Raw genomic sequence first — 21855 nt, forward strand, 5'->3', positions numbered from 1 at the left:
AAGGACCTTTCACGATGCCCGTGCCCCGGCACCGCCGCAGCGCCATGTCGCTGCTGGGCGCCACCCTGCTGTGCGCCCTGCCCCCCCTGGCTGCCTCCGCGATGGAAGGCATGTGGACCCTGGACAACCTGCCCAAGGCCACGCTGGCCCAGAAATACGGCTTCACCCCCGACGACGCCTGGGTGAACAAGGTGATGCACTCGGCGGCCCGCATGGCCGGCGGCTGCTCCACCTCCTTCGTCTCGGCCGGCGGCCTGGTGCTGACCAACCACCACTGCGTGGACAGCTGCCTGGGCGACCTCTCCCGTCCCGGCCAGGATCTGCGCCGCAGCGGCTTCATCGCCCAGCGCCCCGAAGAGGAGCGCCAGTGCCCGGGCATGGAGCTCAACCGGCTGGAGCAGATCACCGACGTGAGCGCCACCTTCGCCCAGGCCACCGCCGGCAAGACCGGCCAGGCCTACACCGAGGCCGTCAACGCCACCCGCGCCCGGCTGGAGTCGGCCTGCGTCAACGGCAAGGACGCCACCGTGCGCTGCGATGTGGTCACGCTCTACCAGGGCGGCGCCCGCCACCTCTACCGCTACCACCGCTACCAGGACGTGCGCCTGGCCTTCGCGCCCGAGGTGGCCATCGGCGCCTTCGGCGGCGACCCGGACAACTTCGACTTCCCGCGCTATGACCTGGACATGGGCCTGCTGCGCGTCTACGAGAACGGCCACCCGGCGGCCACGCCCGAGTTCTTCCCGCTCAACCCGCGCGGCCCCGAGGCCGGCGAGCTGGTCATCACCGCCGGCAACCCCGGCCGCACCCAGCGCCTGCTGACCGTGGCGCAACTGGAGACGCTGCGCGACGTGGACCTGCCCCAGCGCCTGCTGCGGGAAGCCGAGCAGCGCGGCCTGCTGAACCAGTACGGCACGGAGGGGCCGGAGCAGGACCGCCTGGCCCGCAAGGCGCTGCGCTGGATCGAGAACGGCTTCAAGGCGCAGTACGGTCAGCTCGAGACCCTGCGCGACCCCGAAGTGATGGCCCGCAAGCAGGCCGAAGAGGCCGCGCTGCGCCAGTTCGCCGCCAACCAGCCGAACCTGAAGGACACGCTGGGCGCCTGGGACGACATCGCCCGCGCCGCCCGGGTCTACCGCGAGATCCAGCCGCACCTGGCCTACACCGAAGGCGCCCAGGGCTACTGGACGGATTACCACGGCTGGGCCCGCACCCTGGTGCGCGCCGCGACCGAGCGCGCCAAGCCCAGCGGCGAACGCCTGCCGGAGTTCGCCGATGCGGCCCTGCTGGCCACCGAGCGCCACCTGCTCGCGCCCAAGCCCGTGGCACCGGCCCTGGAAAAGGTGAAGCTGGCCTGGTCACTGGCCCAGATGCGCCAGTGGCTGGGCGCGGACGACCCGCTGGTGCGCCAGGTGCTGGGACGCAAGTCACCGCAGGCGCTGGCCACCGAGCTGGTGGATGGCACGACCCTGGGCGACCCGAAGGTGCGTCAAGCCCTGTGGCAAGGCGGTGCCGCTGCCATCGCGGCCTCGCAGGATCCGTTCATCCGCCTGGCCCTGGCCACCGACGCGCAGGCCCGCGCCCTGCGCGCCCGCGAGGAGAACGAGGTCGAGGCCGTGCAGACCCGCGCGGCCGAGCAGATCGCCCGGGTGCGCTTCGCCCGCACCGGCACCTCGGTCTACCCGGACGCCACCTTCTCGCTGCGCCTGAGCTTCGGCGAGATCCGCGGCTTCAAGAAGAACGGCCAGCCCGTGGCCCCCTTCACCGAGATCGGCGGCACCTTCGCCCGCGCCACCGGTGAAGACCCGTTCGCCCTGCCCCAGAGCTGGCTGACCGCCCAGCCGGCCCTGAACCCGGCGCAGCGCTTCAACATGGTCAGCACCAACGACATCATCGGCGGCAACTCGGGCAGCCCGTTGATCAACCGCCGCGGCGAGCTGGTGGGACTGATCTTCGACGGCAACCTGGGCTCGCTGGGGGGCGCCTACTGGTATGACGAAGCCGACAACCGTGCGGTCAGCGTGCATGCCGGCGCCATCCTGGAGACCCTGGACAAGGTCTACCACGCCGACCGGCTGGTGCAGGAACTGAAGGCCGGCGCCGTCCACTGACGGTGGCCCCGGGGCGGGCGTGCAGAACGCCTGCCCCGCCTTCAGCCGCACGGCCTCAGAGCAGCAGCCCGATCACGCTGGCGATCAGCCCCAGCACGACACTGCTGGCCAGCGGAAGGAAGAGCTCGCGGCCGAACAGGCGCAGCCGGATGTCGCCGGGCAGGCGGCCCAGGCCGATCTTCTGCAGCCAGGCACCGGCGCGGTTGAAGATCAGCAGGGCGATCAGGAAGACCAGCATCCAGCGCATCGTGGCTCTTTCAGAGGCGGTGGGTGCGGTCACCCTCGGTGAAGCCGAGCGGGTCCAGGTCCAGCCCGGGCGCGCCCAGCGCGATCACCTTGAACAGCTCGCCCATCTCGTGCTCGTCCACCAGCTTGAGCGCCATGGTCTTGGTCTTCAGGTCGGCCGCGGCCATCAGGTCCAGCAGGCCGCAGTTGAACAGGAAGCGCGCCTGGCTGGTGTAGCCCAGCACCTGCAGCCCGGCCTCCTGCGCGGCCAGCGCGATGCCGGTGAAGTTCACGTGGGCGGTGATGTCCTTCTCGCCCGGGCGGTCCAGCGGATCCGGGTCGGCCTGGTGGGCGGCGTGGCACATCAGCGTGCCCTGGTGGCGCTGCGGGTGGTAGTACTCGGCCTCCGGGAAGCCGTAGTCGATGAAGAAGGCCGCGCCGGCCTTCAGGTGACTGGCCAGGCTGCGCACGAAGGCCTCGGCCTGGGGGTGGATCTCGGTCACCGTGCCGGGCAGCACCGGGCCGTCGAAGGGAATGGCGAGCTCGGTCGGCCGGTCGGCGAAGACCAACTGGCCCTCGTGCCAGACCACGCCGCGCTCCAGCCATTGCGTGCCATCGTCGCTGCGCACCAGCAGCTGCACCGGCATCGCATCCAGCACCTCATTGCCCAGCACCACGCCGCGCATCTCGGCGGGCCAGGCGTCCAGCCAGCGCACCGTGTCGCCAAAGCGGGCCAGGCGCTGGGCCTGGCGCGCGCGCAACGTGCCCGACAGGTCCACGATGCTGTAGTGGTCCAGCGCCACGCCGGCGGCGGCCAGGGCGTCCAGCACCTGCTCGGCCAGCGCGCCGGAGCCGGCGCCGAACTCGAAAACCTCCCGCGTGCCACTGGCCTGCAGCGCCTGCGCCACCTGCAGCGCCAGCGCGCGGCCGAACAGCGGCGACAATTCGGGGGCGGTGACGAAATCACTGCCGCTCTCGGGCAGCCAGCCGAATTTGCGGCTGCTGTTGGCGTAATAGCCCAGGCCCGGGGCGTACAGGGCCTCGGCCATGTAGCGGTCGAAGGGCAGCCAGCCCCCTTCGGCCTCGATGGCCGCACGCAGGCGTACGGTCAGGGCCGCCGATACACTGTCGGGTTCGCTTGTTGGCATCGCGAGATTGTAGGTTTGGCATGTCCTCATCCCCGCCCACCCCGCCGCATTCCCCTTTCCCCCACCGTCCGGTCGCCCTGGTGACCGGTGCGGCGCGGCGCATCGGCCGGCAGATCGCGCTGGAGCTGGCCGCGCACGGGCATGACGTGGCGGTGCACTGCCACCACTCCCGCGCCGAGGCCGACGCCACCGCGGCCGAGCTGCGCGCGCTGGGTGCCCGGGCCGCCGTGGTGGTGGCCGACCTGGCCGACGAGGCCGGCTGCCGCGGCCTGGTGCCGCAGGTGCTGGACCGCTTCGGCCGGCTCGACGCGGTGGTCAACAACGCCTCGCTGTTCGCCTACGACAGCGCCCAGACGGCCGGCAGCGCCCAGCTGGAACGCCACTGGCGCACCAACACCGCGGCGCCCATCGCGCTGGCCCAGGCCCTGGCGGCCCATGTGGCCGAACGCGAGGGCCAGGGCTGCGTGGTCAACCTGCTGGACCAGAAGCTCTGGAACCCCAACCCGGACTACTTCTCCTACACGCTGAGCAAGGCCGCACTGCGCGAGGCCACCGTGCTGCTGGCCCAGGCGCTGGCGCCGCGGGTGCGGGTGGTGGGCGTGGCCCCCGGCGTCACCCTGCTGTCGGGCCCGATGTCGGCCGAGGAGTACGCCAAGGCCCACCGCATGACGCCGCTGGGGCGCTCCTCCACCCCCGAGGACGTGGCCCGCGCGGTGCGCTACCTGATCGAATCCCCTGCCATCACGGGCACCACGTTGATCGTGGACGGTGGCCAGCACCTCGCCGCCCAGGCGCGCGACGTGCTGTTCCTGGCCCAAGAGAAAGATTGACGATGACCTCCGCCCTCTCCCTTCCCAGCCTGCGCGACTGCCGCCGGCTCTTTCTGCGCAACTACGAGGTGCGCATCAACATCGGCGTGCACGAATTCGAGAAGCGCGGCGAGCAGCGGGTGCTGATCAACGTGGATCTGTACGTGCCGCTGGCCGTCTCCACCCCGGCCCGTGACGAGCTGGAGGAGGTGCTGGACTATGACTTCATGCGCCGCACCATCGCCGAGCGGGTCTCGCAAGGGCACATCCAGCTGCAGGAGACGCTGTGCGACGACGTGCTGGCCCGCATGCTGGCCCACCCCAAGGTGCGCGCCGCCCGTGTCTCGACCGAGAAGCCCGATGTCTACCCCGACTGCGAGTCGGTGGGCTGCGAAGTCTTCGGCCTGAAGGAACCCCAGGAATGAACGCGATGAACGACACCACCGCCCCGGTGCTGACCGAGGCCGAGGCGGCCGCCGCCGAGGAGGCCCGCAAGGCCAAGAAGCACGCCTTCGAGATGAACAAGCTCAGCAAGCGCCTGCACCGCCAGGTCGGCCAGGCGATTGCCGACTTCGCCATGATCGAGGACGGCGACAAGGTGATGGTCTGCCTGTCCGGCGGCAAGGACAGCTACTCGATGCTCGACATCCTGATGAACCTGCAGAAGCGGGCGCCCATCCGGTTCGAGATCGTCGCGGTCAACCTGGACCAGAAGCAGCCGGGCTTCCCCGCCGAGGTGCTGCCCAACTACCTGAAGGGCGTGGGCGTGCCCTTCCACATCGAGACGCAGGACACCTACTCCATCGTCAAGAAGCACATCCCGGAAGGGCAGACCATGTGCAGCCTGTGCTCGCGGCTGCGCCGGGGCATCCTCTACCGCGTGGCGCGGGAGCTGGGCTGCAACAAGATCGCGCTGGGCCACCACCGCGACGACATGGTGGTCACGCTGCTGATGAACATGTTCTTCGGCAGCCGCATGAAGGGCATGCCGCCCAAGCTGGTGACGGACAACGGCGAGTTCATCGTGATCCGCCCGCTGGCCTATGTGGCCGAGACCGACCTGGAAACCTGGGCCGCGCACCGCGAATTCCCGATCATCCCCTGCAGCCTGTGCGGCAACCAGGACAACCTGCAGCGCGTGACCATCAAGCGCATGATCCGCGAGTGGGACAAGGCATACCCCGGCCGCATCGACAACATGTTCACCGCGATGGGCAACATCACGCTCTCGCACATGATGGACCGGAACCTCTACCCCTTCACCAGCCTCCAACCGACGGGCCGGCCCGATCCGCAGGGCGACAAGGCCTTCGACGAGGACGAAGAGGAGGGTTGCGGCACGCCCCCGGGCGGCGCCGTGCAGACCATCCGGCTGGACAAGCTCTGAGGCAGCGCCACAATCGTCTCGTTCCAAGCTTGGGAGCCAATGCAATGCGTGCCATGGACATCTGCCGTCATCTCTGCCGCCCGGCGCTCGCGCTGGGCCTGGCGGCCAGCCTGGGGTTGAGCGGCTGCGCCGCCTTCAACACGATGAACGTCGAGGTCAGCAGCTTCGGCAACTGGCCCACCGAGCGCCACGTCGGCACCTATGCCTTCGACCGCCTGCCCTCGCAGCAGGCCCAGGAAGACAAGCAGCAGGCCCTGGAAGACATGGCCCGCCCGGCCCTGGAAGACGCGGGCTTCACCGCCGCCGCCGAAGGGCAGAAGCCCGATGTGCTGGTGCAGATCGGCGCCCGCTGGGACCGCGCCGACCGCTCGCCCTGGGACGACCCGCTGTGGATGCACCCCTGGGGCCCGCGCTGGCGCATGACGCCCTGGGCTGGCCCGGGTTGGGGCTGGGGCTACTACCAGCCCGAGTACACCCGCGAGGTGGCCGTGCTGATCCGTGACCGCGAGAGCGGCGCCGCGCTCTACGAATCGCGCGCGAGCACCAACGGCAGCACCACCGGCGGCCGCAGCCTGTTCGAGGCCATGTTCCTGGCCGCGATGAAGGAGTTCCCAGCCGTGGACGGCAAGCCGCATTCGGTGAACGTGACCCTGCCCTGAACCGGCTGCCCCCGCGGCCAGCGCCGATAATTCCCGCTTCGCCATCCCCTGGGATGGCCTGGACAAGGAAACTCTCTCCATGGCGCTGAACGTCGTCATCATGGCCGCGGGCAAGGGCACCCGCATGCGCTCGGCCCGGCCCAAGGTGCTGCACACCCTGGCCGGTCAGAGCCTGCTGCAGCATGTGCTGCAACGCGCCGCCGCGCTGCAGCCGCAGCGCACCCTGGTCATCACCGGCCACGAGGCCGAACAGGTCGAGCGCCACGTGAGCGCCACGGCCCCCGAGGTGCGCTGCGTGCGCCAGCAGCCCCAGCTGGGCACCGGCCACGCGGTGCTGCAGGCCAGCCCCGCGCTGGACGGCACGGCCAGCACCACGCTGATCCTGAACGGCGATGTGCCGCTGATCGAGCCGGCCACCGCCCGCGCCCTGGCCGAGGCCAGCGGCGGCGAGCGCCTGGCCCTGCTGACGGTGGTGCTGGACGACCCGACCGGCTACGGCCGCATCGTGCGCAGCGCCGACGGCCCCCAGGTGCAATGCATCGTCGAGCACAAGGACGCCAGCGAAGCCCAGCGCGCCATCCGTGAGGTCTACACCGGCATGATGGCCGCCCCCACCGCCGCGCTGCAGCGCTGGGTGGCCGCGCTGAAGAACGACAACGCCCAGCAGGAGTACTACCTGACCGACATCGTCGCGATGGCGGTGGCCGAGGGCGTGCCGGTGGTGGCGGCCCAGGCGGCGGACGAGACCGAAGTGCTGGGCGTCAACAGCCCCACCCAGCTGGCGGACCTGGAGCGGCGCCTGCAGCGCCGCCAGGCCCAGGCCCTGCTGGAGGCCGGCGTGCGCCTGGCCGACCCGGCCCGCTTCGACCAGCGCGGCACGCTGGCCTGCGGGCAGGATGTGGAGATCGACGTCAACTGTCTCTTCGAAGGCAAGGTGACGCTGGGCGACGGCGTGCGGGTGGGCGCGAACTGCGTGATCCGCAACGCCACGATCGCCGCCGGCGCGGTGATCCACCCCTTCACCCACATCGACGGCGAACAGGCCGGCGTCACCGTAGGCGAAGGCGCGCTGATCGGCCCCTTCGCCCGCCTGCGCCCCGGCGCGGTGCTGGGCCGCGGCGTGCACATCGGCAACTTCGTCGAGGTCAAGAACAGCACGCTGGCCGACGGCGCCAAGGCCAACCACCTGGCCTACCTGGGCGATGCCACGGTGGGCGAGCGGGTCAACTACGGTGCCGGCAGCATCACCGCCAACTACGACGGCGCCAACAAGCACCGCACCGTGATCGGCGCGGATGTGCATGTGGGCAGCAACTGCGTGCTGATCGCCCCGGTCACCCTGGGCGAGGGCGGCACCATCGGCGGCGGCTCCACCATCAGCAAGGACACGCCGCCGGGCCAGCTCACCGTGGCCCGGGCCCGCCAGGTCAGCCTGGGTGGCTGGACCCGGCCGAAGAAGACGCCGAAGCCCTGAGCCGCTGCGTGAAGGCCGCGCGGGCGGCCTCGCGTTCCGGCGCCAGGGCCCGCGCACCGTCGCGCTGCCGCTGGCGTTCCCGCCAGGCCGCCATCAGGGCGCGGGCCTCGTCGTCGGGCCGGGCCGGCAGCTTCCAGTAGGCCGAGCAGTCGGACTCGCGCGCCAGCAGCCGGTGGTTCACCAGCTCACGCCGCAACGTCACATGGTCGCCGAAGGCATTGGCGGCCTTCAGCACCGTGTTGACCTCGGCCTCGGTGTAGCGGCGCCGGGGCTCGAAGCGGGCCCACAGCGGCCACAGGATCAGGCGCTGCACGCTGTACTTGGCCGGCCAGCGCTGCAGGCGGCCAGCGGCGTCAAACTGCTGCAGCGCGCGCCGGGCGGTGTCGCTCAACGGCAGGGGCGCCGCGTCCATCGGCGGCACTGGTGGCGCACTGGCCTGCAAGGCCTGCAGGTTGCGATAGCCCGCCGCACGGGCGATCTGGTTCAGGAACTGGAGGTGGCTGGGCGGCGTGGGCTGCTCCGCCAGGGCGCGCGCCAGCTGGCGCGCAAAGGACGACAGGTCGGCAATGACCAGCGGGGTGGTTTCTCGGGCCATGAAGGCTGCTCCTCGGGTGGGCAGCGGCGGGGACAAGGCCAAGCGCACGCACGCCCGGCTCGGGGGTCGTCGACTTGCCGAAGACCCACCGCCACCGTCCGGACCCATCGGGCCAGGGCAGATACTCGTGAGAAACGGACCATGAAGGCAGGTTTAGCTCGCGGAGAACCGCGCGACGACGCCTGGGTGAACTGCCGACCAGGCCCGCAGTCTAGCCGATTCAGCCGCCCTGCGAGCGACGGTAGACCTGGACGGCCAGCAGCAGGTCCTGCCAGGCCTTGGCCTTCTCGGTCGGCTGGCGCAGCAGGTAGGCCGGGTGGTAGGTCACGATCACCGGGATGCCCTGGTGCTCATGCACCTTGCCGCGCAGCCGGCCCACCGGCTCTTCGGTGTGCAGCAGCTGCTGGATGGCGAAACGGCCCATGGCCAGCAACACCCGGGGCTGCACCAGCGCGATCTGCCGCTGCAGGTACGGGGTGCACTGCGCCAGCTCCTCGGGCAGCGGGTTGCGGTTGCGCGGCGGCCGGCACTTGAGCGTGTTGGCGATGAAGACCTGGTGCGCGGCATCGGCCTCGCTGCGGGTCAGGCCGATGGCCTTCAGCATGGCGTCGAGCAGCTGACCGGCCGCGCCGACGAAGGGCTCGCCCTGCTTGTCCTCCTGCTCGCCCGGCGCCTCACCGACGATCATCCACTCGGCCGCCGGGTTGCCCACGCCGAACACGGTGTTCTTGCGGCTCTCGCACAGCGCGCAGGCCTGGCAGCCGGCCACGGCCGCCCGCAGCGCCGGCCAGTCCATCGTGGCCACCGGGCCGTCGGCCCGCCCGGCCGGCGCCGAAGGCGCAGCCACCACGGGCACGGCGACGTCGGCCACAGGGGACCCGGCGGCCCGGCGGGAAGGCGCGGGAGGCGTCTTGACCACCGAAACGGGCCGCTCGGCAGGCCGCTCCAGCGGCGGCTCCACTGCCTCGGACCGCGTCGCCGGGGCGGTGGAAGCCTCCGGCCCGGCGGTCGACGCCGGCGACCAGACCTTCAGGCCCATGCCTTGCAGCAAGGCCTGCTGACGCTCAGTCCACGGCATGGCTGTCTCCCTCCGGGTCCGACAAGGGGAGCCGCATCACGATGGCGTCCTCCCGCCCCTGCACCGCCGGGTAGTAGCCCTTGCGGCGCCCCACGGTCTCGAAGCCGTGGCGCAGGTACAGCTGCAATGCGCGGGCATTGCTCTCCCGCACCTCCAGCCACAGCTGCAAGGCCCTCAGGGCCCGGGCTTGGTCAGCCAGGTGGGCCAGCAAGGCCCGGGCATGGCCCCGCCCCTGTTCGGCCGGCGCGACGGTGATGTTGAGCAGGTGCATCTCCTCCACCCCCTCCATCGCCACGTAGTAGGCCAGCAGCGGCCCACCCGGCGCGGCCCGCAGCGTCCAGGCCAGATGGCCGGACGACAGCGAATCGATGAAATTGCCGCGCGTCCACGGGAAGGCATAGGCCTGCTGTTCGATGGCCGTGACCTCGTCCAGGTCCCGCACCGTCATCGGTTGCACCCGCGGGTCAGCCCCAGCCGCCGCCCCCGTCATGGCTGGGCTCCACCCCCGGCCGACGCGGCCTGGGCCTTCAGGGCCTCGCGTTCGGCCGTGGTCAGGGCCACCTTGTCGCGCAGGTAGACCGGCAGCGCCGCCTCGGGCGGCTGGCCTTGGCCATCGGCCCAAGCCTCGCGCGCCAGGCGCAGCGCCGCGCTGGCGCGGTCCTGCGGCGTGTCCCAGACCCGGCTGCCCGGCGGCAGCGGCAGGCGCTCGCCAAAGGCCGCCGGGGCATTGCCGGCCAGCCGCAGCGGCGCGCTGCCAAAGCGAGCGACCAGCGTCGGCAGGTCCGACAGGTGTGGCGCCACCACGGCCTGCCAGCGCCCGGCCTGGCGGCGGTAGGCGGCGGCATAGACCTCGTCCATGCGAGCGTCCATCGCCACCCACAGCAGGGCCTCGGGCGCCTCGTCCAGCGCCCCCTGGGCCCGGGCGTCCTCGGCCACGATCAGCAGGCTGTCCAGCGCCAGCACCGGCTTGCCGGCCCCAAAGGCCAGCCCCTGGGCCACCGACACCGCGGTGCGCAGGCCGGTGAAGGCGCCTGGCCCCTGGCCGAAGGCCACGGCATCCAGCTCGCCCACCGTCAACCCAGCCTGGGCCAGCAGGCCCAGCAGGTCGGGCACCAGCGTGGCCGAGGCCAAGGCCCCGCCCGCGGCGTTGAGGGTCCAGCTCGCCTCCCCGTGGGCCACCGCCACGGCCAGCTGCTCGGTGGCGGTGTCCAGCGCCAGCAGTTTCATCGGCAGATCAGAGGCAGGCGCCGCGGCACCAACAGGCGGCGGCAGGGGTCGGGAGAGCACATCCCGTCAGTGTAGCCGTGCGATCATCCCGGCATGACTGGATGCCCTCCCCGCCCGCGTCGGCACCGGCTGGCGGGCCTGCTGCTGGTGCTGTGCCTGCCCAGTGGGCTCCTGGCCCAGACCGGCCCACTGCCGGACACGGTGCGCGAGGCGCTGCGGCGGGCCCAGGTGCCGGAGGACACGCTCTCGGTCGTGGTGCAGGAGGTGGACAGCGGCCGCACACGGCTGAGCCAGCGCGCGGATCAGCCGCGCAACCCGGCCTCGGTGTTCAAGCTGGTCACCACCTACGCGGCCCTGGACCGGCTGGGGCCGGCCTGGACTTGGCAGACCCCGGTGCTGCTGACCGGCCCGGTGCACGACGGCGTGCTCGACGGCTCGGTGGTGCTGCGCGGCACCGGCGACCCAACCTGGGTGCTGGAGCGGGTCTGGCTGCTACTGCACCACCTGCAGCAGCGCGGCGTGCGAACCATCCGGGGCGACATCCTGCTCGACCGCAGTGCCTGGCAGCTGCCGCCGAGCTCGGCCGCCGACTTCGACGGCGAGACCAGCAAGGCCTACAACGTGCAGCCCGACGTGCTGCTGCTGAACTTCAAATCGCTGACGCTGCGCTTCGAGCCGCAGCCCAGCCAGGGCGTGGCCCGGGTCAGCGTCGAGCCGGCGCTGGATGGCGTGGACCTGCCGGCCACCGTGCCGCTGAGCCCCCGCCCCTGCGGCGACTGGCGCAGCGCGCTGCAGGCGGACTGGCGCGACCCGCTGCGCATCCAACTGGCCGGCGGTTTCGGCGCGGACTGCGGCGAAAAGACCTGGCCGGTGGCCTATGCCGACCCGACCAGCTACAACGCGCGGCTGCTCACCGCGCTGTGGCGCGAGATGGGCGGCCGGCTGGAGGGACAGGTGCGCGAGGGCTCGACCCCCGCCACGACACCGACCTGGACCGAAGACTCCCCGCCGCTGGCCGAGGTGGTGCGCGACATCAACAAGTTCAGCAACAACCTGATGGCCCAGCAGCTCTTCCTGAGCCTGGGCGCGACGCTGCGCCCGGACAACCGGCAGCCGGCCGGGCCGGACGATGCCCGGGCCGTGGTGCGGGCCTGGCTGGCCGAGCGCCTGGGGGCCGCACAGGCCGCGCAGATCACGGTGGACAACGGCTCGGGCCTGTCCCGCGAGACCCGCATCAGCGCCGCGCAACTGGCCCAGCTGCTGCAGCAGGCCTGGCGCAGCCCGGTGATGCCGGAGCTGGTCAGCTCGCTGCCGGCCAGCGGGGTGGATGGCACGCTCAAGCGCTCCACCGTCAGCGGCGGCCGTGCCCACCTGAAGACCGGCTCGCTGCGCGACGTGACGGCCCAGGCGGGCTTTGTGCTCTCACGCAGCGGCCGCCGCTATGTGCTGGTGGCGCTGGTGAACGCCCCCCAGGCCAGCCGCGCCCGCCCCGCACTGGAGGCCCTGACCCAGTGGGTCATGGACGACAGCCCGGGCCCCTGAGCCTCCGCCCTCCCGTCAGAACGGGTTGCTCTCGGCCCGGGTGATCGCCAGGTTGCCCAGCTGCACATGGGCCATGTAGGCGTTCAGATGGAACCCATCCACCCACAGATTCTTGGTGGCCGAGGTGTCGCTGGTGGCGGTGTTCGTCGTGCAGGTCAGCAGCGTGCCGGAACCACTGAGATAACCATTGCTGTCCGCGGACGCGGCATCGGTGTCGGAGACATGCAGCGTGTTGCAGGCCGGCGTGCTGTTGTCATAGCCCCCGTACTGCACCAGGTTGGCCACGGTGTCATTGAAGGTCAGCAGGCCGATCTTGCTGCCGTCGTTGAGCAACTTGTTGCGCAGCCCCTCGTTGAAGTCATCCGACAGGTCGGTCAGCAGGCTGGCTTCCGACGAGCCCAGGCTTTGCGCCCAGGGGGTCGAGCCCAGCTCGAACACCTGCCCCACCAGCACCCGGGCCCCGGTGTCGGCCAGGCTGTTGACCAGGCTGCCCACCCGTTGGCCGCGAGCGTAAGCCTCTGCCTTTTTATCAGCCGTCGAGCTGTAAGTGACGTTGTCCTTGTAGATCTCGACGACGTCGTTCATGCCGACCCAGACCGTCACCAGATCCTTGCTGCCCAGCGCGTCATGCGCGATGTTGGACTGGAAGCGGGTCACCTGCGCCTCGACCGCCCGCTCGGTGGCCCCGTAGCCCGCCATCATGTAGGCATTGATCGCGCTGCTGGCCACGCTGTTCGGGTTGCATTCCTTGAACACCAGCCCATAGTTGGAGGCCAGCTTCTGCACCCAGATCAGGCGGCTGCTGTCGCTGCACTTCACGGTGTTGTTGCTGGTGTCGGTGCTGTCCAGCCCGTTCATCGCGTAGCTGTAGCTGTTGCCGTTGCCATTCACGTCCACCAGCGTGCTGAACTCGTCACCGAACACGACCAGCCGGGCGGGCACGAACGTGTCGTAGTGCGAGGTGCCGCCCCCGCAGGACGCCAGCAGCCCGGCCGAGCACCCGACGGCGGCGAGAACACGCCACAGGCGGGCAGGCATTGCGAATTTCATCTTGGCTCCAGTTCGTCAGTCGAGGGGGTCCGGGGCCATCAGGTGGCCGCGGCCCGTTGCAGTCGATCGCGCACCCCTTCCCACGCAGGCACGGCGGGCGGGGTCTCGATCCAGATCAGTGCCGCGCCGCTGGCGTCCAGTTCCCGCAGGGCGGCAAACAGTTCGTGGGCGGTGGCGGCGGCGTCCTCCGGCATGGGCCGGAATGGCATCGCCGCCGAGGCCGGACGGACGGTGCGCGAATATAGCGCCACCGGCGGCCGCCCATCGGCCCCCGTCGGCGGCAGCACCGCCAGGGCCTGGCGCAGGTGGCCAGCGTCCATCAGGCGGACCTGGGCGCGCGGCGCGTAATGGGACGTCAAGGTGCCCGAGGCCCGGGGCGCCGCCGCATCGCGTTCCTGCAGCGGCTCGCCCAGCGCGGCCTCCAGCTCGGCCCGCGTGAGCCGGCCCGGCCGCAGCAGCACCGGATGGGCCCGGGTGCAGTCAACGATGGTGGATTCAATGCCCACCTCGCAATCGCCGCCGTCGAGCACCAGCAGGTCCGGCTCGAACTCGCCGGCCACGTGGGCGGCACGGGTGGGGCTGACCCGGCCGAAGCGGTTGGCGCTGGGGGCCGAGACGCCCGGCACGCCCAGCGCCGCGGCCGCGCGCAACAGCGCCTGGGCCACCGGATGCGAGGGGCAGCGCAGGCCGATGCTGTCCTGCCCCCCGGCCGAGGCCGTGGCCACCCCGGGGCGGCGCGGCACGATCACCGTCACCGGCCCGGGCCAGAAGGCCTGGGCCAGGCGGCGGGCAGAGGCCGGCCAGGCGGCAGCAAAGGCGGCGGCCCCCGCCTCGTCGGCCACATGGACGATCAGCGGATGGCCCACCGGCCGCCCCTTGGCGGCGTAGATCTTCGCCACCGCGGCATCGTCATCGGCCCGGGCGCCCAGGCCGTAGACGGTCTCGGTCGGCAAGGCCACCAGCTCGCCCGCGGCCAGGGCCTGGGCCGCGCGTTGCAGCGCGGCGGGATCATTCCCCTGCAGTACGGGCATGGTTCAGAAGACCGGCAGACCCAGCACGGCACAGGCCTGCAGGGCGGTGGCGCGGGCGGCCTCAGGCGTTTCGGCGGTGATGGTCAGATGGCCCATCTTGCGGCCACGGCGGGCGCTGGTCTTGCCATACAGGTGCAGGTGCACGCCCGGCAGCGCCAGCAGCTGCTCCCAGGGTGGCGTGAGGGGTTCATCGCCATCGCGGAACCAGAGGTCGCCCAGCAGGTTGAGCATCACGGTGGCCGAATGCAGCCGCGGCATCACCAGCGGCAGGCCGGCCATGGTGCGCACCTGCAGCGCGAACTGCGACAGGTCGCAGGCATCGATCGTGTAGTGGCCGGAGTTGTGGGGCCGCGGCGCCATCTCGTTGGCCACCAGGGTCGAGCCGCCCTGGCCATCGTCCACCACAAAGAACTCGACGCACAGCACGCCGACATAGCCCATCTCGGCGGCGATCTTGCCCGCCCGCTCGACCGCCTGGGCGGCCAGCGCCGGTGGCACCTGCGGGGCGGGCACCTGGGTTACCGCCAGGATGCCGTCACGGTGCAGGTTCTGCTGCACCGGGAAGTGGACGATCTGGCCATCGGCCCCGCGGGCGACGATGACGCTCAGCTCCCGCTGCAGCGCCAGGCGCTTTTCCAGCACACAGGGCACCTGCCGGAGCTCGGACCAGGCGGCCACCAGCTCGGCCCGGTCGGCCACACGCACCTGACCCTTGCCGTCGTAGCCCAGGCGGGCCGTCTTCAGGATGCCCGGCAGCAGCGTGTCGTCCACCGCCGCCAGTTGCTCGGCCGTCTCGATCACCGCGAACGGGGCGCAGGGCACGCCGGAGGCGCAGAAGTGCGCCTTCTCGGCCGCGCGGTCCTGGCAGATCGCCACCGCCTCGCCAGCCGGGGCCACCGGCCGGCGGGTCGCCAGCGTGCGCAGCGCCTGGGCCGGCACATTTTCGAACTCGGTCGTGATCGCATCGGCCGCGTCGGCCAGCTGGTTCAGGCCGGCGGCATCCAGGTAGTCGGCCTGGATGTGCACATGCGAGACCAGCCCGGCCGGGCTGGCCGGGTCCGGGTCCAGCACCGCGGTGCGGTAGCCCATGGCCTGGGCCGCATGCACAAACATGCGGCCCAGCTGGCCGCCGCCCATCACGCCCAGCGTGGCGCCGGGCTGCAACAAGGTCAGGGGAGCGGCCATGTCAGACCAGATCCTGCGTCATGGCCCGCGCCGCCTCGGTCTGGCGGGCGCGGAAGGCTTCCAGCTGTGCGCGCAGGGCCGGGTCGCGGTTGGCCAGCATGGCGACGGCAAACAGCGCCGCATTGGCCGCGCCACCGGTGCCGATCGCAAAGGTGGCCACCGGAATGCCCTTGGGCATCTGGACGATGGAGTGCAGAGAATCGACGCCCTGCAGGTGGCGGCTGGCCACCGGCACCCCCAGCACCGGCACCACCGTCTTGGCGGCCAGCATGCCCGGCAGGTGGGCGGCGCCACCGGCGCCGGCGATGATGGCCTGCAGCCCCCGGGGCGCGGCCTGCTCGGCGTAGGCGAACATGTCATCGGGCATGCGGTGCGCCGAGACCACGCGGGCCTCATAGGACACGCCGAACTCGGCGAGAATCTGGGCCGCAGCCTTCATGGTCTCCCAGTCGCTGGAAGATCCCATGACGATGCCGACCACGGGCGCAGTTGCGGGCGAGGCGCTGTTCAAGGCTTCATGCTCCGATCACGAAACCCCGGATTTTAGGCCGGGCTTGTTTCCCCCGTGTTCAGCCCCATTTGCTGCCCGGCGCCGCTGACGCCGGCCCCCACAGGAATCCGAGACCATGATTGACATCACCATCGAGAACTTCCAGACCGAGCTGATCGAGGCCTCCCGGCAGCAACCGGTGCTGCTGGACATCTGGGCGCCCTGGTGCGGTCCGTGCAAATCCCTGGGCCCGGTGCTCGAAAAGCTGGAGACGGCCTACGCCGGCCGCTTCCTGCTGGCCAAGCTCAACAGCGACGAGCAGCCCGAGATCGCCGGCCAGCTCAGCCAGGCCTTCGGCGTGCGCTCCATCCCCTTCTGCGTGATGTTCTCCGGCGGCCAGCCGGTCGACGGCTTCGTGGGCGCCCTGCCCGAGGCCCAGATCCGCGAGTTCCTGGACAAGCACGTGCCCAGCCCGGAGGCGCTGGACGCCGAGGCCGAGGTGCAGGAAGCCGAGGCCATGCTGGCCGACGAGAGCCATGACATCGAGAGCGTGCTGGGCAAGCTGCAGGAGGCTGTGGCGATCGACCCGGCCAACGACGTCGCCCGGCTGGACTACCTGAAGGTGCTGCTGGGCCTGGCCCGCACCGAGCCCGAGCGCGTGGCCCAGGCCCGCGCCGCCTTCGAGCCCGCCGCCGTCAAGGTGATGACGGACAGCCGCTTTGCCGCCATCGAGCGCTGGCTGGAGGCCGCCGAGGCCGTGCAGCAGGCCCCCGACCTGGCCACGCTGGACGCCGCGATCGCCGCCAACAAGCGCGACTTCACGGCCCGCTTCCTGCGTGCCCAGCAGCTGTTCGTGACCGGCCAGCTGACCGACGCGATGGATGAACTGCTGGAAATCATCATGCGCGACAAGGCCTGGCAGGACGAGGCGGCGCGCAAGACCTATGTGGCCATCCTGGAGCTGATGACCAAGCCGGCCCCCAAGGCCGGGCCCGAAGCGGCCCCCAGCGGCAGCACGCTGGAGATTGCCGGCCGGGCCGCCGTGGCCCCCAGCGATCCGGTGCTGGACCAGTACCGCCGCAAGCTCAGCATGGCGCTGTTCTGAGCCCGGCCAGGGCCTGGTTCAGCGCCTCGCGCCAGAGGCGCTGGCTGTCCCGGTAGGCCGCGAGGGCCGCGTCGGCCAGGGCCTGGTGGTGCTGGGCCTCGTCGGCCCGTCCCAGTTCAGCGAACACCCGGGCCAGGCGCGCATGGGTGGCGGCGCAATCGTCCGGGTCGAACTGGGCGTCAAGGCACTTGGCCGCCTGCCGGGCGTCCTTGAGCGCCTCCCGCGGGCGATCGCGCCGCAGGTGGCACCAGGCCCGCTCAGCGACGAAGCGCGCCTCGCGGTGGGCCATGCCCTCGGCCTTGGCGCGGGCCAGGTGGCGGTCGAACAAGGCGGTGGCCTCGTCCCAGCGCCCCAGCACCACCAGCAGCTGGGCCCGGCCCTGCAGCGGCACCATGGCCTGGAGCGCCGAAGCCCCGGCGCCCCAGTCATAGTGGGCGGTCGATTCGGCCTCCAGCAGCGCGCGGTGCGCCGCTTCCAGGTCGCCCCGCCCGAAGGCGTCATCCAGCCCGATGCCCGCCGCCCGCATCGCCGCGATGTTGTGCAGCAGCGCGCTGATCATCGAGGTGTCGCCCTCGGCGCTGGCGTGCTCGCGGGCGCTCTGGTACCAGGCCTGCGAGCGCGCGTCGTCGCCGGCAAAGCGGTAGGCATCGGCCAGCACCAGCGCCACCCGGGCCCGGGCGGCGTGGTGGTCGGGCCCGGCCAGCGTCAGGGCCTCGCGCACCTGGGCCGCCAGGGCGGGCAGGCGCGAGGCATTGAAGTTCAGGGTGGCCATCCAGCCCAGCACCAGCGCCTGCAGCGGGGTGTCCCCGGCCTCCTGCGCCAGCGCCAGGGCGCGCTGGAACTTGGCCATGGCCTGGGGCGCGATCGACGCGAAATGGTCGATCTGGCCATCCACCAGGCTGACCCAGGCCGTCAGACGTGGGTCGCGGCGGCGCTGGGCCAGGCTGCGCAGGCCGTTGAGCGCAAAGCGGGCGTCGGCCAGCTGGCCCTGACGGGCCAGCGCGCCGGCCCGCTCGGCCTTCAGGCATTCCCGTTGCAGAGGGTCGTCCGCGGCGGCGATCGCGGCGTCCAGCCGCGCCACCAGTCGGGAGGCCATGTCCCGACTCAGCGGGTCAGGCGATCCAGCGCTTCGCGGTACTTCGATGCGGTGCGCTCAATCACGTCGGCCGGCAGGGCGGGCGCCGGGGCCTTCTTGCCCCAGGGCTGGCCGTTCACCGTGGCCTGCTCCAGCCAGTCACGCACGAACTGCTTGTCATAGCTGGGCGGGTTGGTGCCTTCCTGGTAGCCCTCGACCGGCCAGTAGCGCGATGAGTCGGGCGTCAGCACCTCGTCCATCAGGGTCAGCGTGCCGTCCACGTCCAGACCGAATTCGAACTTGGTGTCGGCGATGATGATGCCCTTGGTCAGGGCGTAGGCGGCCGCCTCCTGGTAGAGGCGGATCGCCACCTCGCGCACATGGGAGGCCAGCTCGCGGCCCACCATGTCGGCCATGCGGTCGAAGGAGATGTTCTCGTCGTGCTCACCGGCCTCGGCCTTGGTGGCCGGGGTGAAGATCGGCTCGGGCAGCTTGGAGGCATTCTTCAGGCCGGCCGGCAGGGCCACGCCGCAGACCGACTGGCTCTGCTGGTATTCCTTCCAGCCGGAGCCGGCCAGGTAGCCGCGCACCACGGCCTCGATCGGCAGCGGCTTCAGGCGCTTGACCAGCATCGAACGGCCACGGACCTGGTCCACCTCGTCGGGGGCGACCACCGATTCCGGCGCTTCGCCGGTCAGGTGGTTGGGCACCACATGGGCCAGGCGCTCGAACCAGAACAGGGCCATCTTCGTCAGCAGCTCGCCCTTGCCGGGGATGGGTTCGCCCATCACCACGTCGAAGGCCGACAGCCGGTCCGAGGCGATCATCAGGATGCGGTCGTCACCGACGGCGTAGTTGTCGCGGACCTTGCCGCGGGCCAGCAGCGGAAGGGAGTGCAGGGAACTCTGGAGCAGCGCGGTAGCCATGGCGTGACGAAAGTGAGGAAAGCGCGTCATTTTAGGCCGGCGCACGAAAAAGCGGCCGCACCCTCGCGGATGCGGCCGCCTTGTTCAGGGGAGACGCGGGGCTCAGATCACCTGCTGGGCCAGCGCGCCGCTGGCGTAGCGGGCGGCCATGGCCTCCAGCGCCACGCCCTGGATCTTGCTGCCCTGGCCTTCGCAGCCGAACTCCAGATAGCGCTGCTTGCAGACCTGCTTGGCCGCCTCGCGGGCCGGCTTGAGCCACTCACGGGCGTCGAACTTGTCCGGGTTCTCCGCCAGGAACTTGCGCACCGCACCGGTCATCGCCAGGCGGATGTCGGTGTCGATGTTGATCTTGCGCACGCCGTACTTGATGGCTTCCTGGATCTCCTCGACCGGCACGCCGTAGGTCTCCTTCATCTTGCCGCCGTACTGGTTGATGATGGCCAGCAGGTCCTGCGGCACCGACGACGAGCCGTGCATCACCAGGTGGGTGTTGGGGATGCGGGCGTGGATCTCCTTCACGCGCGAGATGGCCAGGATGTCGCCGGTGGGCTTGCGCGAGAACTTGTAGGCGCCGTGGCTGGTGCCGATGGCGATCGCCAGCGCGTCCAGCTGCGTGGCCTTGACGAAGGTGGCGGCCTCTTCCGGGTCGGTCAGCATCTGGCTGTGGTCCAGCTTGCCGGCCGCGCCGATGCCGTCTTCCTCGCCGGCATCGCCGGTTTCCAGGTTGCCCAGGCAGCCCAGTTCACCTTCGACGGTGACGCCCACCTTGTGGGCCATGTCCACCACCTTGCGGGTCACCTCGACGTTGTAGTCGAAGGACGACGGCGTCTTGCCGTCTTCCATCAGCGAGCCGTCCATCATCACCGAGCCGAAGCCCAGGCCGATCGCGCCTTCGCAGACCTTGGGGCTGGTGCCATGGTCCTGGTGCATCACCAGGGGGATGTGGGGGTACATCTCGCTGGCGGCCAGGATCAGGTGCTTGATGAACGGCTCCCCCGCGTACTTGCGGGCGCCGGCGCTGGCCTGCAGGATCACCGGTGCGCCCACCTCGTCGGCCGCCGACATCACGGCCTGGACCTGTTCCAGGTTGTTGACGTTGAACGCGGGGATGCCGTAGCCGTTTTCGGCGGCATGGTCCAGCAGTTGGCGCATCGAGACGAGAGGCATGGTCGGCTCCAGAAAGAGGGATAGAGAGAAATGGGAGGGACGCGGTAACTGCGCCGTAACTGGCTGAATTCTAGTGTTCTAGTGGGGGGCTCAGGCCACCCGGCAGACCTTGAGCATGTTGGTGCCCCCGGGCGTGCCCATCGGCTCCCCACAGGTGATGGCATAGGCGTCCCCCGGCCGCAGCACGCCGCTGGCCACCAGCAGCCGCTCGGCCTCGGCCAGGGCCTGGTCGCGGTCGGTGTAGCGCGGGATCAGCACCGGCCGCACGTTGCGGAACAAGGCCATGCGGCCCTGCGCGACCGGCTGGCTGGTCAGGCCGTAGATCGGCACGTGGATGTTGTGCCGGCTCATCCACAAGGTGGTGGAGCCCGATTCGGTCAGCGCCAGGATGGCCTTGCAGCCCAGGTGGTGCGCCGTGAACAGCGCGCCCATCGCAATGGCCTGGTCGATGCGGCCATAGATGCGGTCGCTGAAGCGCGCGTCCAGGCTGAGGTCTTCCGAGCGCTCGGCCTCCTCGGCGATGGCGGCCATGGCCTGCACCGTCTCGACCGGGTACTTGCCCGCCGCGGTCTCGGCGCTGAGCATCACCGCATCGGTGCCGTCCAGCACCGCATTGGCCACGTCCGAGACCTCCGCCCGGGTCGGCACCGGGTTCTGGATCATCGACTCCATCATCTGCGTGGCGGTGATGACCACCCGGTCCATCTCGCGGGCCATGCGGATCATCTTCTTCTGCAGGCCCGGCACCGCGGCATTGCCCACCTCGACGGCCAGGTCGCCGCGGGCCACCATGATGCCGTCGCTGGCCTTCAGGATGGCCTCCAGCTGCGGAATGGCCTCGCTGCGCTCGATCTTGGCGATCATCGCCGGCTTGTGGCGCCAGGGCTCGCCCGCCACATTGGCCAGCTGGCGGGCCATTTCCATGTCGGTGGCGTTCTTGGGAAAGCTCACCGCCAGGTAGTCGCACTGGAAGGACATCGCGGTCTTGATGTCCTCCATGTCCTTGGCGGTCAGGGCCGGCGCGGTCAGGCCACCGCCCTGCTTGTTGATGCCCTTGTTGTTGGACAGCTCGCCACCGACGGTGACGACGGTGTGCACCTGCTCGCCCTGCACCCGGTCCACGGTCAGCACGATCAGGCCGTCGTTGAGCAGCAGCACGTCGCCGGGGCGCACGTCGCGGGGCAGCTCCTTGTAGTCCAGACCGACGCCATCCAGGTCGCCCGGCGCGGTGCGGGCCGCGTCCAGCACAAAGGACGCGCCAGGCGTCAGCATCACCTTCCCCTCGGCGAACTTGCCGACCCGGATCTTGGGGCCCTGCAGGTCGGCCATCAGCGCCACCGGCCGGCCCAGCCGGGTGGCGATCTCGCGCACCCGGGCCGCCCGGTCAATGTGGTCCTGGGCGCTGCCGTGGCTGAAGTTGAGCCGGACCAGGTCCACCCCGGCGACGATCAGCCGCTCCAGGACCGCGGGGTCGTTGGAAGCGGGGCCGAGGGTGGCGACGATCTTGGTGGCACGGGACATGGGCAGCGGTCTCCTGGCAGGTCGCGCGGGAGATCCCGCGCGTTGCCGAT

General features: G+C 71.0%; 22 protein-coding genes. 8 read left to right on the forward strand and 14 right to left on the reverse strand.

Translation table 11 applies throughout. The features are described from left to right. The first annotated feature begins 14 nt into the window (after positions 1-14). Positions 15-2111, forward strand: a complete 2097-nt coding sequence (locus KGA65_RS12005; protein ID WP_225863338.1) for a S46 family peptidase — start codon at positions 15-17, stop codon at positions 2109-2111. A gap of 55 nt (positions 2112-2166) precedes the next feature. Here the strand turns inward: KGA65_RS12005 and KGA65_RS12010 are convergent, their stop codons facing one another. After that, complete coding sequence (locus tag KGA65_RS12010) at positions 2167-2358, reverse strand: DUF2905 domain-containing protein (protein ID WP_225863339.1); 192 nt, start codon at positions 2356-2358, stop codon at positions 2167-2169. Between the two features lie 10 nt (positions 2359-2368). Beyond that, complete coding sequence (locus KGA65_RS12015) at positions 2369-3484, reverse strand: class I SAM-dependent methyltransferase (protein WP_225863340.1); 1116 nt, start codon at positions 3482-3484, stop codon at positions 2369-2371. A gap of 20 nt (positions 3485-3504) precedes the next feature. Between KGA65_RS12015 and KGA65_RS12020 the strand changes: the two genes are divergently transcribed. From KGA65_RS12020 to glmU, 5 genes are all read left to right on the forward strand, one after another. Further along, a complete protein-coding gene (locus KGA65_RS12020) occupies positions 3505-4314 on the forward strand; it encodes an SDR family oxidoreductase (protein ID WP_225863341.1) in 810 nt (269 codons plus the stop codon). A 2-nt stretch (positions 4315-4316) separates the two neighbouring features. Continuing rightward, on the forward strand, positions 4317-4718 hold the full coding sequence (locus KGA65_RS12025; protein WP_225863342.1) for a dihydroneopterin aldolase: 402 nt from the start codon (positions 4317-4319) through the stop codon (positions 4716-4718). Further along, positions 4715-5680 carry a tRNA 2-thiocytidine(32) synthetase TtcA gene (ttcA, locus tag KGA65_RS12030; protein ID WP_225863343.1) on the forward strand — a complete coding sequence of 322 codons (966 nt, stop codon included), beginning with the start codon at positions 4715-4717 and terminating at the stop codon, positions 5678-5680. The genes KGA65_RS12025 and ttcA overlap by 4 nt, the downstream gene beginning before the upstream one ends. Positions 5681-5733: 53 nt before the next feature. Continuing rightward, on the forward strand, positions 5734-6339 hold the full coding sequence (locus KGA65_RS12035) for a DUF4136 domain-containing protein (RefSeq protein WP_225863344.1): 606 nt from the start codon (positions 5734-5736) through the stop codon (positions 6337-6339). 79 nt (positions 6340-6418) lie between these two features. Then, the gene (gene glmU / locus KGA65_RS12040) at positions 6419-7813 is read left to right on the forward strand and encodes a bifunctional UDP-N-acetylglucosamine diphosphorylase/glucosamine-1-phosphate N-acetyltransferase GlmU (protein ID WP_225863345.1); all 1395 of its coding nucleotides are present in this window, start codon (positions 6419-6421) and stop codon (positions 7811-7813) included. Here glmU and KGA65_RS12045 read toward each other — a convergent pair. The 4 genes from KGA65_RS12045 to tsaB all read right to left on the reverse strand — a co-directional run bounded on the left by KGA65_RS12045 (position 7767) and on the right by tsaB (position 10713). Continuing rightward, positions 7767-8408 (reverse strand): DUF2087 domain-containing protein, encoded by a 642-nt coding sequence (locus KGA65_RS12045; RefSeq protein ID WP_225863346.1) that lies wholly within the window; start codon positions 8406-8408, stop codon positions 7767-7769. The genes glmU and KGA65_RS12045 overlap by 47 nt on opposite strands. A gap of 220 nt (positions 8409-8628) precedes the next feature. Beyond that, positions 8629-9486, reverse strand: coding sequence for a uracil-DNA glycosylase (locus tag KGA65_RS12050; protein ID WP_225863347.1), 858 nt, complete (start codon positions 9484-9486; stop codon positions 8629-8631). After that, positions 9473-9976, reverse strand: coding sequence for a ribosomal protein S18-alanine N-acetyltransferase (gene rimI / locus KGA65_RS12055; RefSeq protein WP_225863348.1), 504 nt, complete (start codon positions 9974-9976; stop codon positions 9473-9475). The genes KGA65_RS12050 and rimI overlap by 14 nt, the downstream gene beginning before the upstream one ends. Next, positions 9973-10713 (reverse strand): tRNA (adenosine(37)-N6)-threonylcarbamoyltransferase complex dimerization subunit type 1 TsaB, encoded by a 741-nt coding sequence (tsaB, locus tag KGA65_RS12060; RefSeq protein WP_225863349.1) that lies wholly within the window; start codon positions 10711-10713, stop codon positions 9973-9975. Before tsaB ends, rimI begins: the two co-directional genes overlap by 4 nt. A 93-nt stretch (positions 10714-10806) precedes the next feature. On the opposite strand from tsaB, the gene dacB reads away from it, so the two are divergent. Further along, on the forward strand, positions 10807-12255 hold the full coding sequence (dacB, locus tag KGA65_RS12065) for a D-alanyl-D-alanine carboxypeptidase/D-alanyl-D-alanine endopeptidase (protein WP_225863350.1): 1449 nt from the start codon (positions 10807-10809) through the stop codon (positions 12253-12255). Between the two features lie 15 nt (positions 12256-12270). Here the strand turns inward: dacB and KGA65_RS12070 are convergent, their stop codons facing one another. From KGA65_RS12070 to purE, 4 genes are read right to left on the reverse strand one after another with little or no spacing between them, the layout of a single operon-like run. Next, positions 12271-13305, reverse strand: coding sequence for an SGNH/GDSL hydrolase family protein (locus KGA65_RS12070; protein WP_225863351.1), 1035 nt, complete (start codon positions 13303-13305; stop codon positions 12271-12273). A gap of 38 nt (positions 13306-13343) precedes the next feature. Then, positions 13344-14336: an L-threonylcarbamoyladenylate synthase gene (locus KGA65_RS12075; protein ID WP_225863352.1), complete on the reverse strand. Its 993-nt coding sequence runs from the start codon at positions 14334-14336 to the stop codon at positions 13344-13346. A 3-nt stretch (positions 14337-14339) separates the two neighbouring features. Continuing rightward, positions 14340-15521, reverse strand: a complete 1182-nt coding sequence (locus tag KGA65_RS12080) for a 5-(carboxyamino)imidazole ribonucleotide synthase (protein WP_225863353.1) — start codon at positions 15519-15521, stop codon at positions 14340-14342. Position 15522: 1 nt separating this feature from the next. Further along, positions 15523-15987: a 5-(carboxyamino)imidazole ribonucleotide mutase gene (gene purE / locus KGA65_RS12085; protein WP_225863477.1), complete on the reverse strand. Its 465-nt coding sequence runs from the start codon at positions 15985-15987 to the stop codon at positions 15523-15525. A gap of 160 nt (positions 15988-16147) precedes the next feature. On the opposite strand from purE, the gene KGA65_RS12090 reads away from it, so the two are divergent. After that, a complete protein-coding gene (locus KGA65_RS12090; RefSeq protein ID WP_225863354.1) occupies positions 16148-17116 on the forward strand; it encodes a tetratricopeptide repeat protein in 969 nt (322 codons plus the stop codon). Here the strand turns inward: KGA65_RS12090 and KGA65_RS12095 are convergent. The 4 genes from KGA65_RS12095 to pyk form a co-directional block, all read right to left on the reverse strand. Further along, entirely contained in the window at positions 17097-18212 is a 1116-nt protein-coding gene (locus KGA65_RS12095) for a hypothetical protein (RefSeq protein WP_225863355.1), read from the reverse strand. The genes KGA65_RS12090 and KGA65_RS12095 overlap by 20 nt on opposite strands. A gap of 8 nt (positions 18213-18220) precedes the next feature. After that, on the reverse strand, positions 18221-19117 hold the full coding sequence (locus tag KGA65_RS12100) for a phosphoribosylaminoimidazolesuccinocarboxamide synthase (protein WP_225863356.1): 897 nt from the start codon (positions 19115-19117) through the stop codon (positions 18221-18223). A gap of 102 nt (positions 19118-19219) precedes the next feature. Continuing rightward, entirely contained in the window at positions 19220-20284 is a 1065-nt protein-coding gene (gene fba, locus KGA65_RS12105) for a class II fructose-bisphosphate aldolase (protein WP_225863357.1), read from the reverse strand. A 90-nt stretch (positions 20285-20374) separates the two neighbouring features. Further along, on the reverse strand, positions 20375-21805 hold the full coding sequence (pyk, locus tag KGA65_RS12110; protein ID WP_225863358.1) for a pyruvate kinase: 1431 nt from the start codon (positions 21803-21805) through the stop codon (positions 20375-20377). Positions 21806-21855 lie beyond the last annotated feature (50 nt).

Source organism: Ideonella benzenivorans (assembly GCF_020387415.1).
GTDB classification, from domain to species: domain Bacteria; phylum Pseudomonadota; class Gammaproteobacteria; order Burkholderiales; family Burkholderiaceae_C; genus Ideonella; species Ideonella benzenivorans.

Coding starts and splice junctions, on each gene's coding strand:
- KGA65_RS12005 (WP_225863338.1), top strand. CDS start 15: ATGCCCGTGCCCCGGCACCGCCGCAGCGCCATGTCGCTGCTGGGCGCC.
- KGA65_RS12010 (WP_225863339.1), bottom strand. CDS start 2,358: ATGCGCTGGATGCTGGTCTTCCTGATCGCCCTGCTGATCTTCAACCGC.
- KGA65_RS12015 (WP_225863340.1), bottom strand. CDS start 3,484: ATGCCAACAAGCGAACCCGACAGTGTATCGGCGGCCCTGACCGTACGC.
- KGA65_RS12020 (WP_225863341.1), top strand. CDS start 3,505: ATGTCCTCATCCCCGCCCACCCCGCCGCATTCCCCTTTCCCCCACCGT.
- KGA65_RS12025 (WP_225863342.1), top strand. CDS start 4,317: ATGACCTCCGCCCTCTCCCTTCCCAGCCTGCGCGACTGCCGCCGGCTC.
- ttcA (WP_225863343.1), top strand. CDS start 4,715: ATGAACGCGATGAACGACACCACCGCCCCGGTGCTGACCGAGGCCGAG.
- KGA65_RS12035 (WP_225863344.1), top strand. CDS start 5,734: ATGGACATCTGCCGTCATCTCTGCCGCCCGGCGCTCGCGCTGGGCCTG.
- glmU (WP_225863345.1), top strand. CDS start 6,419: ATGGCGCTGAACGTCGTCATCATGGCCGCGGGCAAGGGCACCCGCATG.
- KGA65_RS12045 (WP_225863346.1), bottom strand. CDS start 8,408: ATGGCCCGAGAAACCACCCCGCTGGTCATTGCCGACCTGTCGTCCTTT.
- KGA65_RS12050 (WP_225863347.1), bottom strand. CDS start 9,486: ATGCCGTGGACTGAGCGTCAGCAGGCCTTGCTGCAAGGCATGGGCCTG.
- rimI (WP_225863348.1), bottom strand. CDS start 9,976: ATGACGGGGGCGGCGGCTGGGGCTGACCCGCGGGTGCAACCGATGACG.
- tsaB (WP_225863349.1), bottom strand. CDS start 10,713: ATGAAACTGCTGGCGCTGGACACCGCCACCGAGCAGCTGGCCGTGGCG.
- dacB (WP_225863350.1), top strand. CDS start 10,807: ATGACTGGATGCCCTCCCCGCCCGCGTCGGCACCGGCTGGCGGGCCTG.
- KGA65_RS12070 (WP_225863351.1), bottom strand. CDS start 13,305: ATGAAATTCGCAATGCCTGCCCGCCTGTGGCGTGTTCTCGCCGCCGTC.
- KGA65_RS12075 (WP_225863352.1), bottom strand. CDS start 14,336: ATGCCCGTACTGCAGGGGAATGATCCCGCCGCGCTGCAACGCGCGGCC.
- KGA65_RS12080 (WP_225863353.1), bottom strand. CDS start 15,521: ATGGCCGCTCCCCTGACCTTGTTGCAGCCCGGCGCCACGCTGGGCGTG.
- purE (WP_225863477.1), bottom strand. CDS start 15,987: ATGGGATCTTCCAGCGACTGGGAGACCATGAAGGCTGCGGCCCAGATT.
- KGA65_RS12090 (WP_225863354.1), top strand. CDS start 16,148: ATGATTGACATCACCATCGAGAACTTCCAGACCGAGCTGATCGAGGCC.
- KGA65_RS12095 (WP_225863355.1), bottom strand. CDS start 18,212: ATGGCCTCCCGACTGGTGGCGCGGCTGGACGCCGCGATCGCCGCCGCG.
- KGA65_RS12100 (WP_225863356.1), bottom strand. CDS start 19,117: ATGGCTACCGCGCTGCTCCAGAGTTCCCTGCACTCCCTTCCGCTGCTG.
- fba (WP_225863357.1), bottom strand. CDS start 20,284: ATGCCTCTCGTCTCGATGCGCCAACTGCTGGACCATGCCGCCGAAAAC.
- pyk (WP_225863358.1), bottom strand. CDS start 21,805: ATGTCCCGTGCCACCAAGATCGTCGCCACCCTCGGCCCCGCTTCCAAC.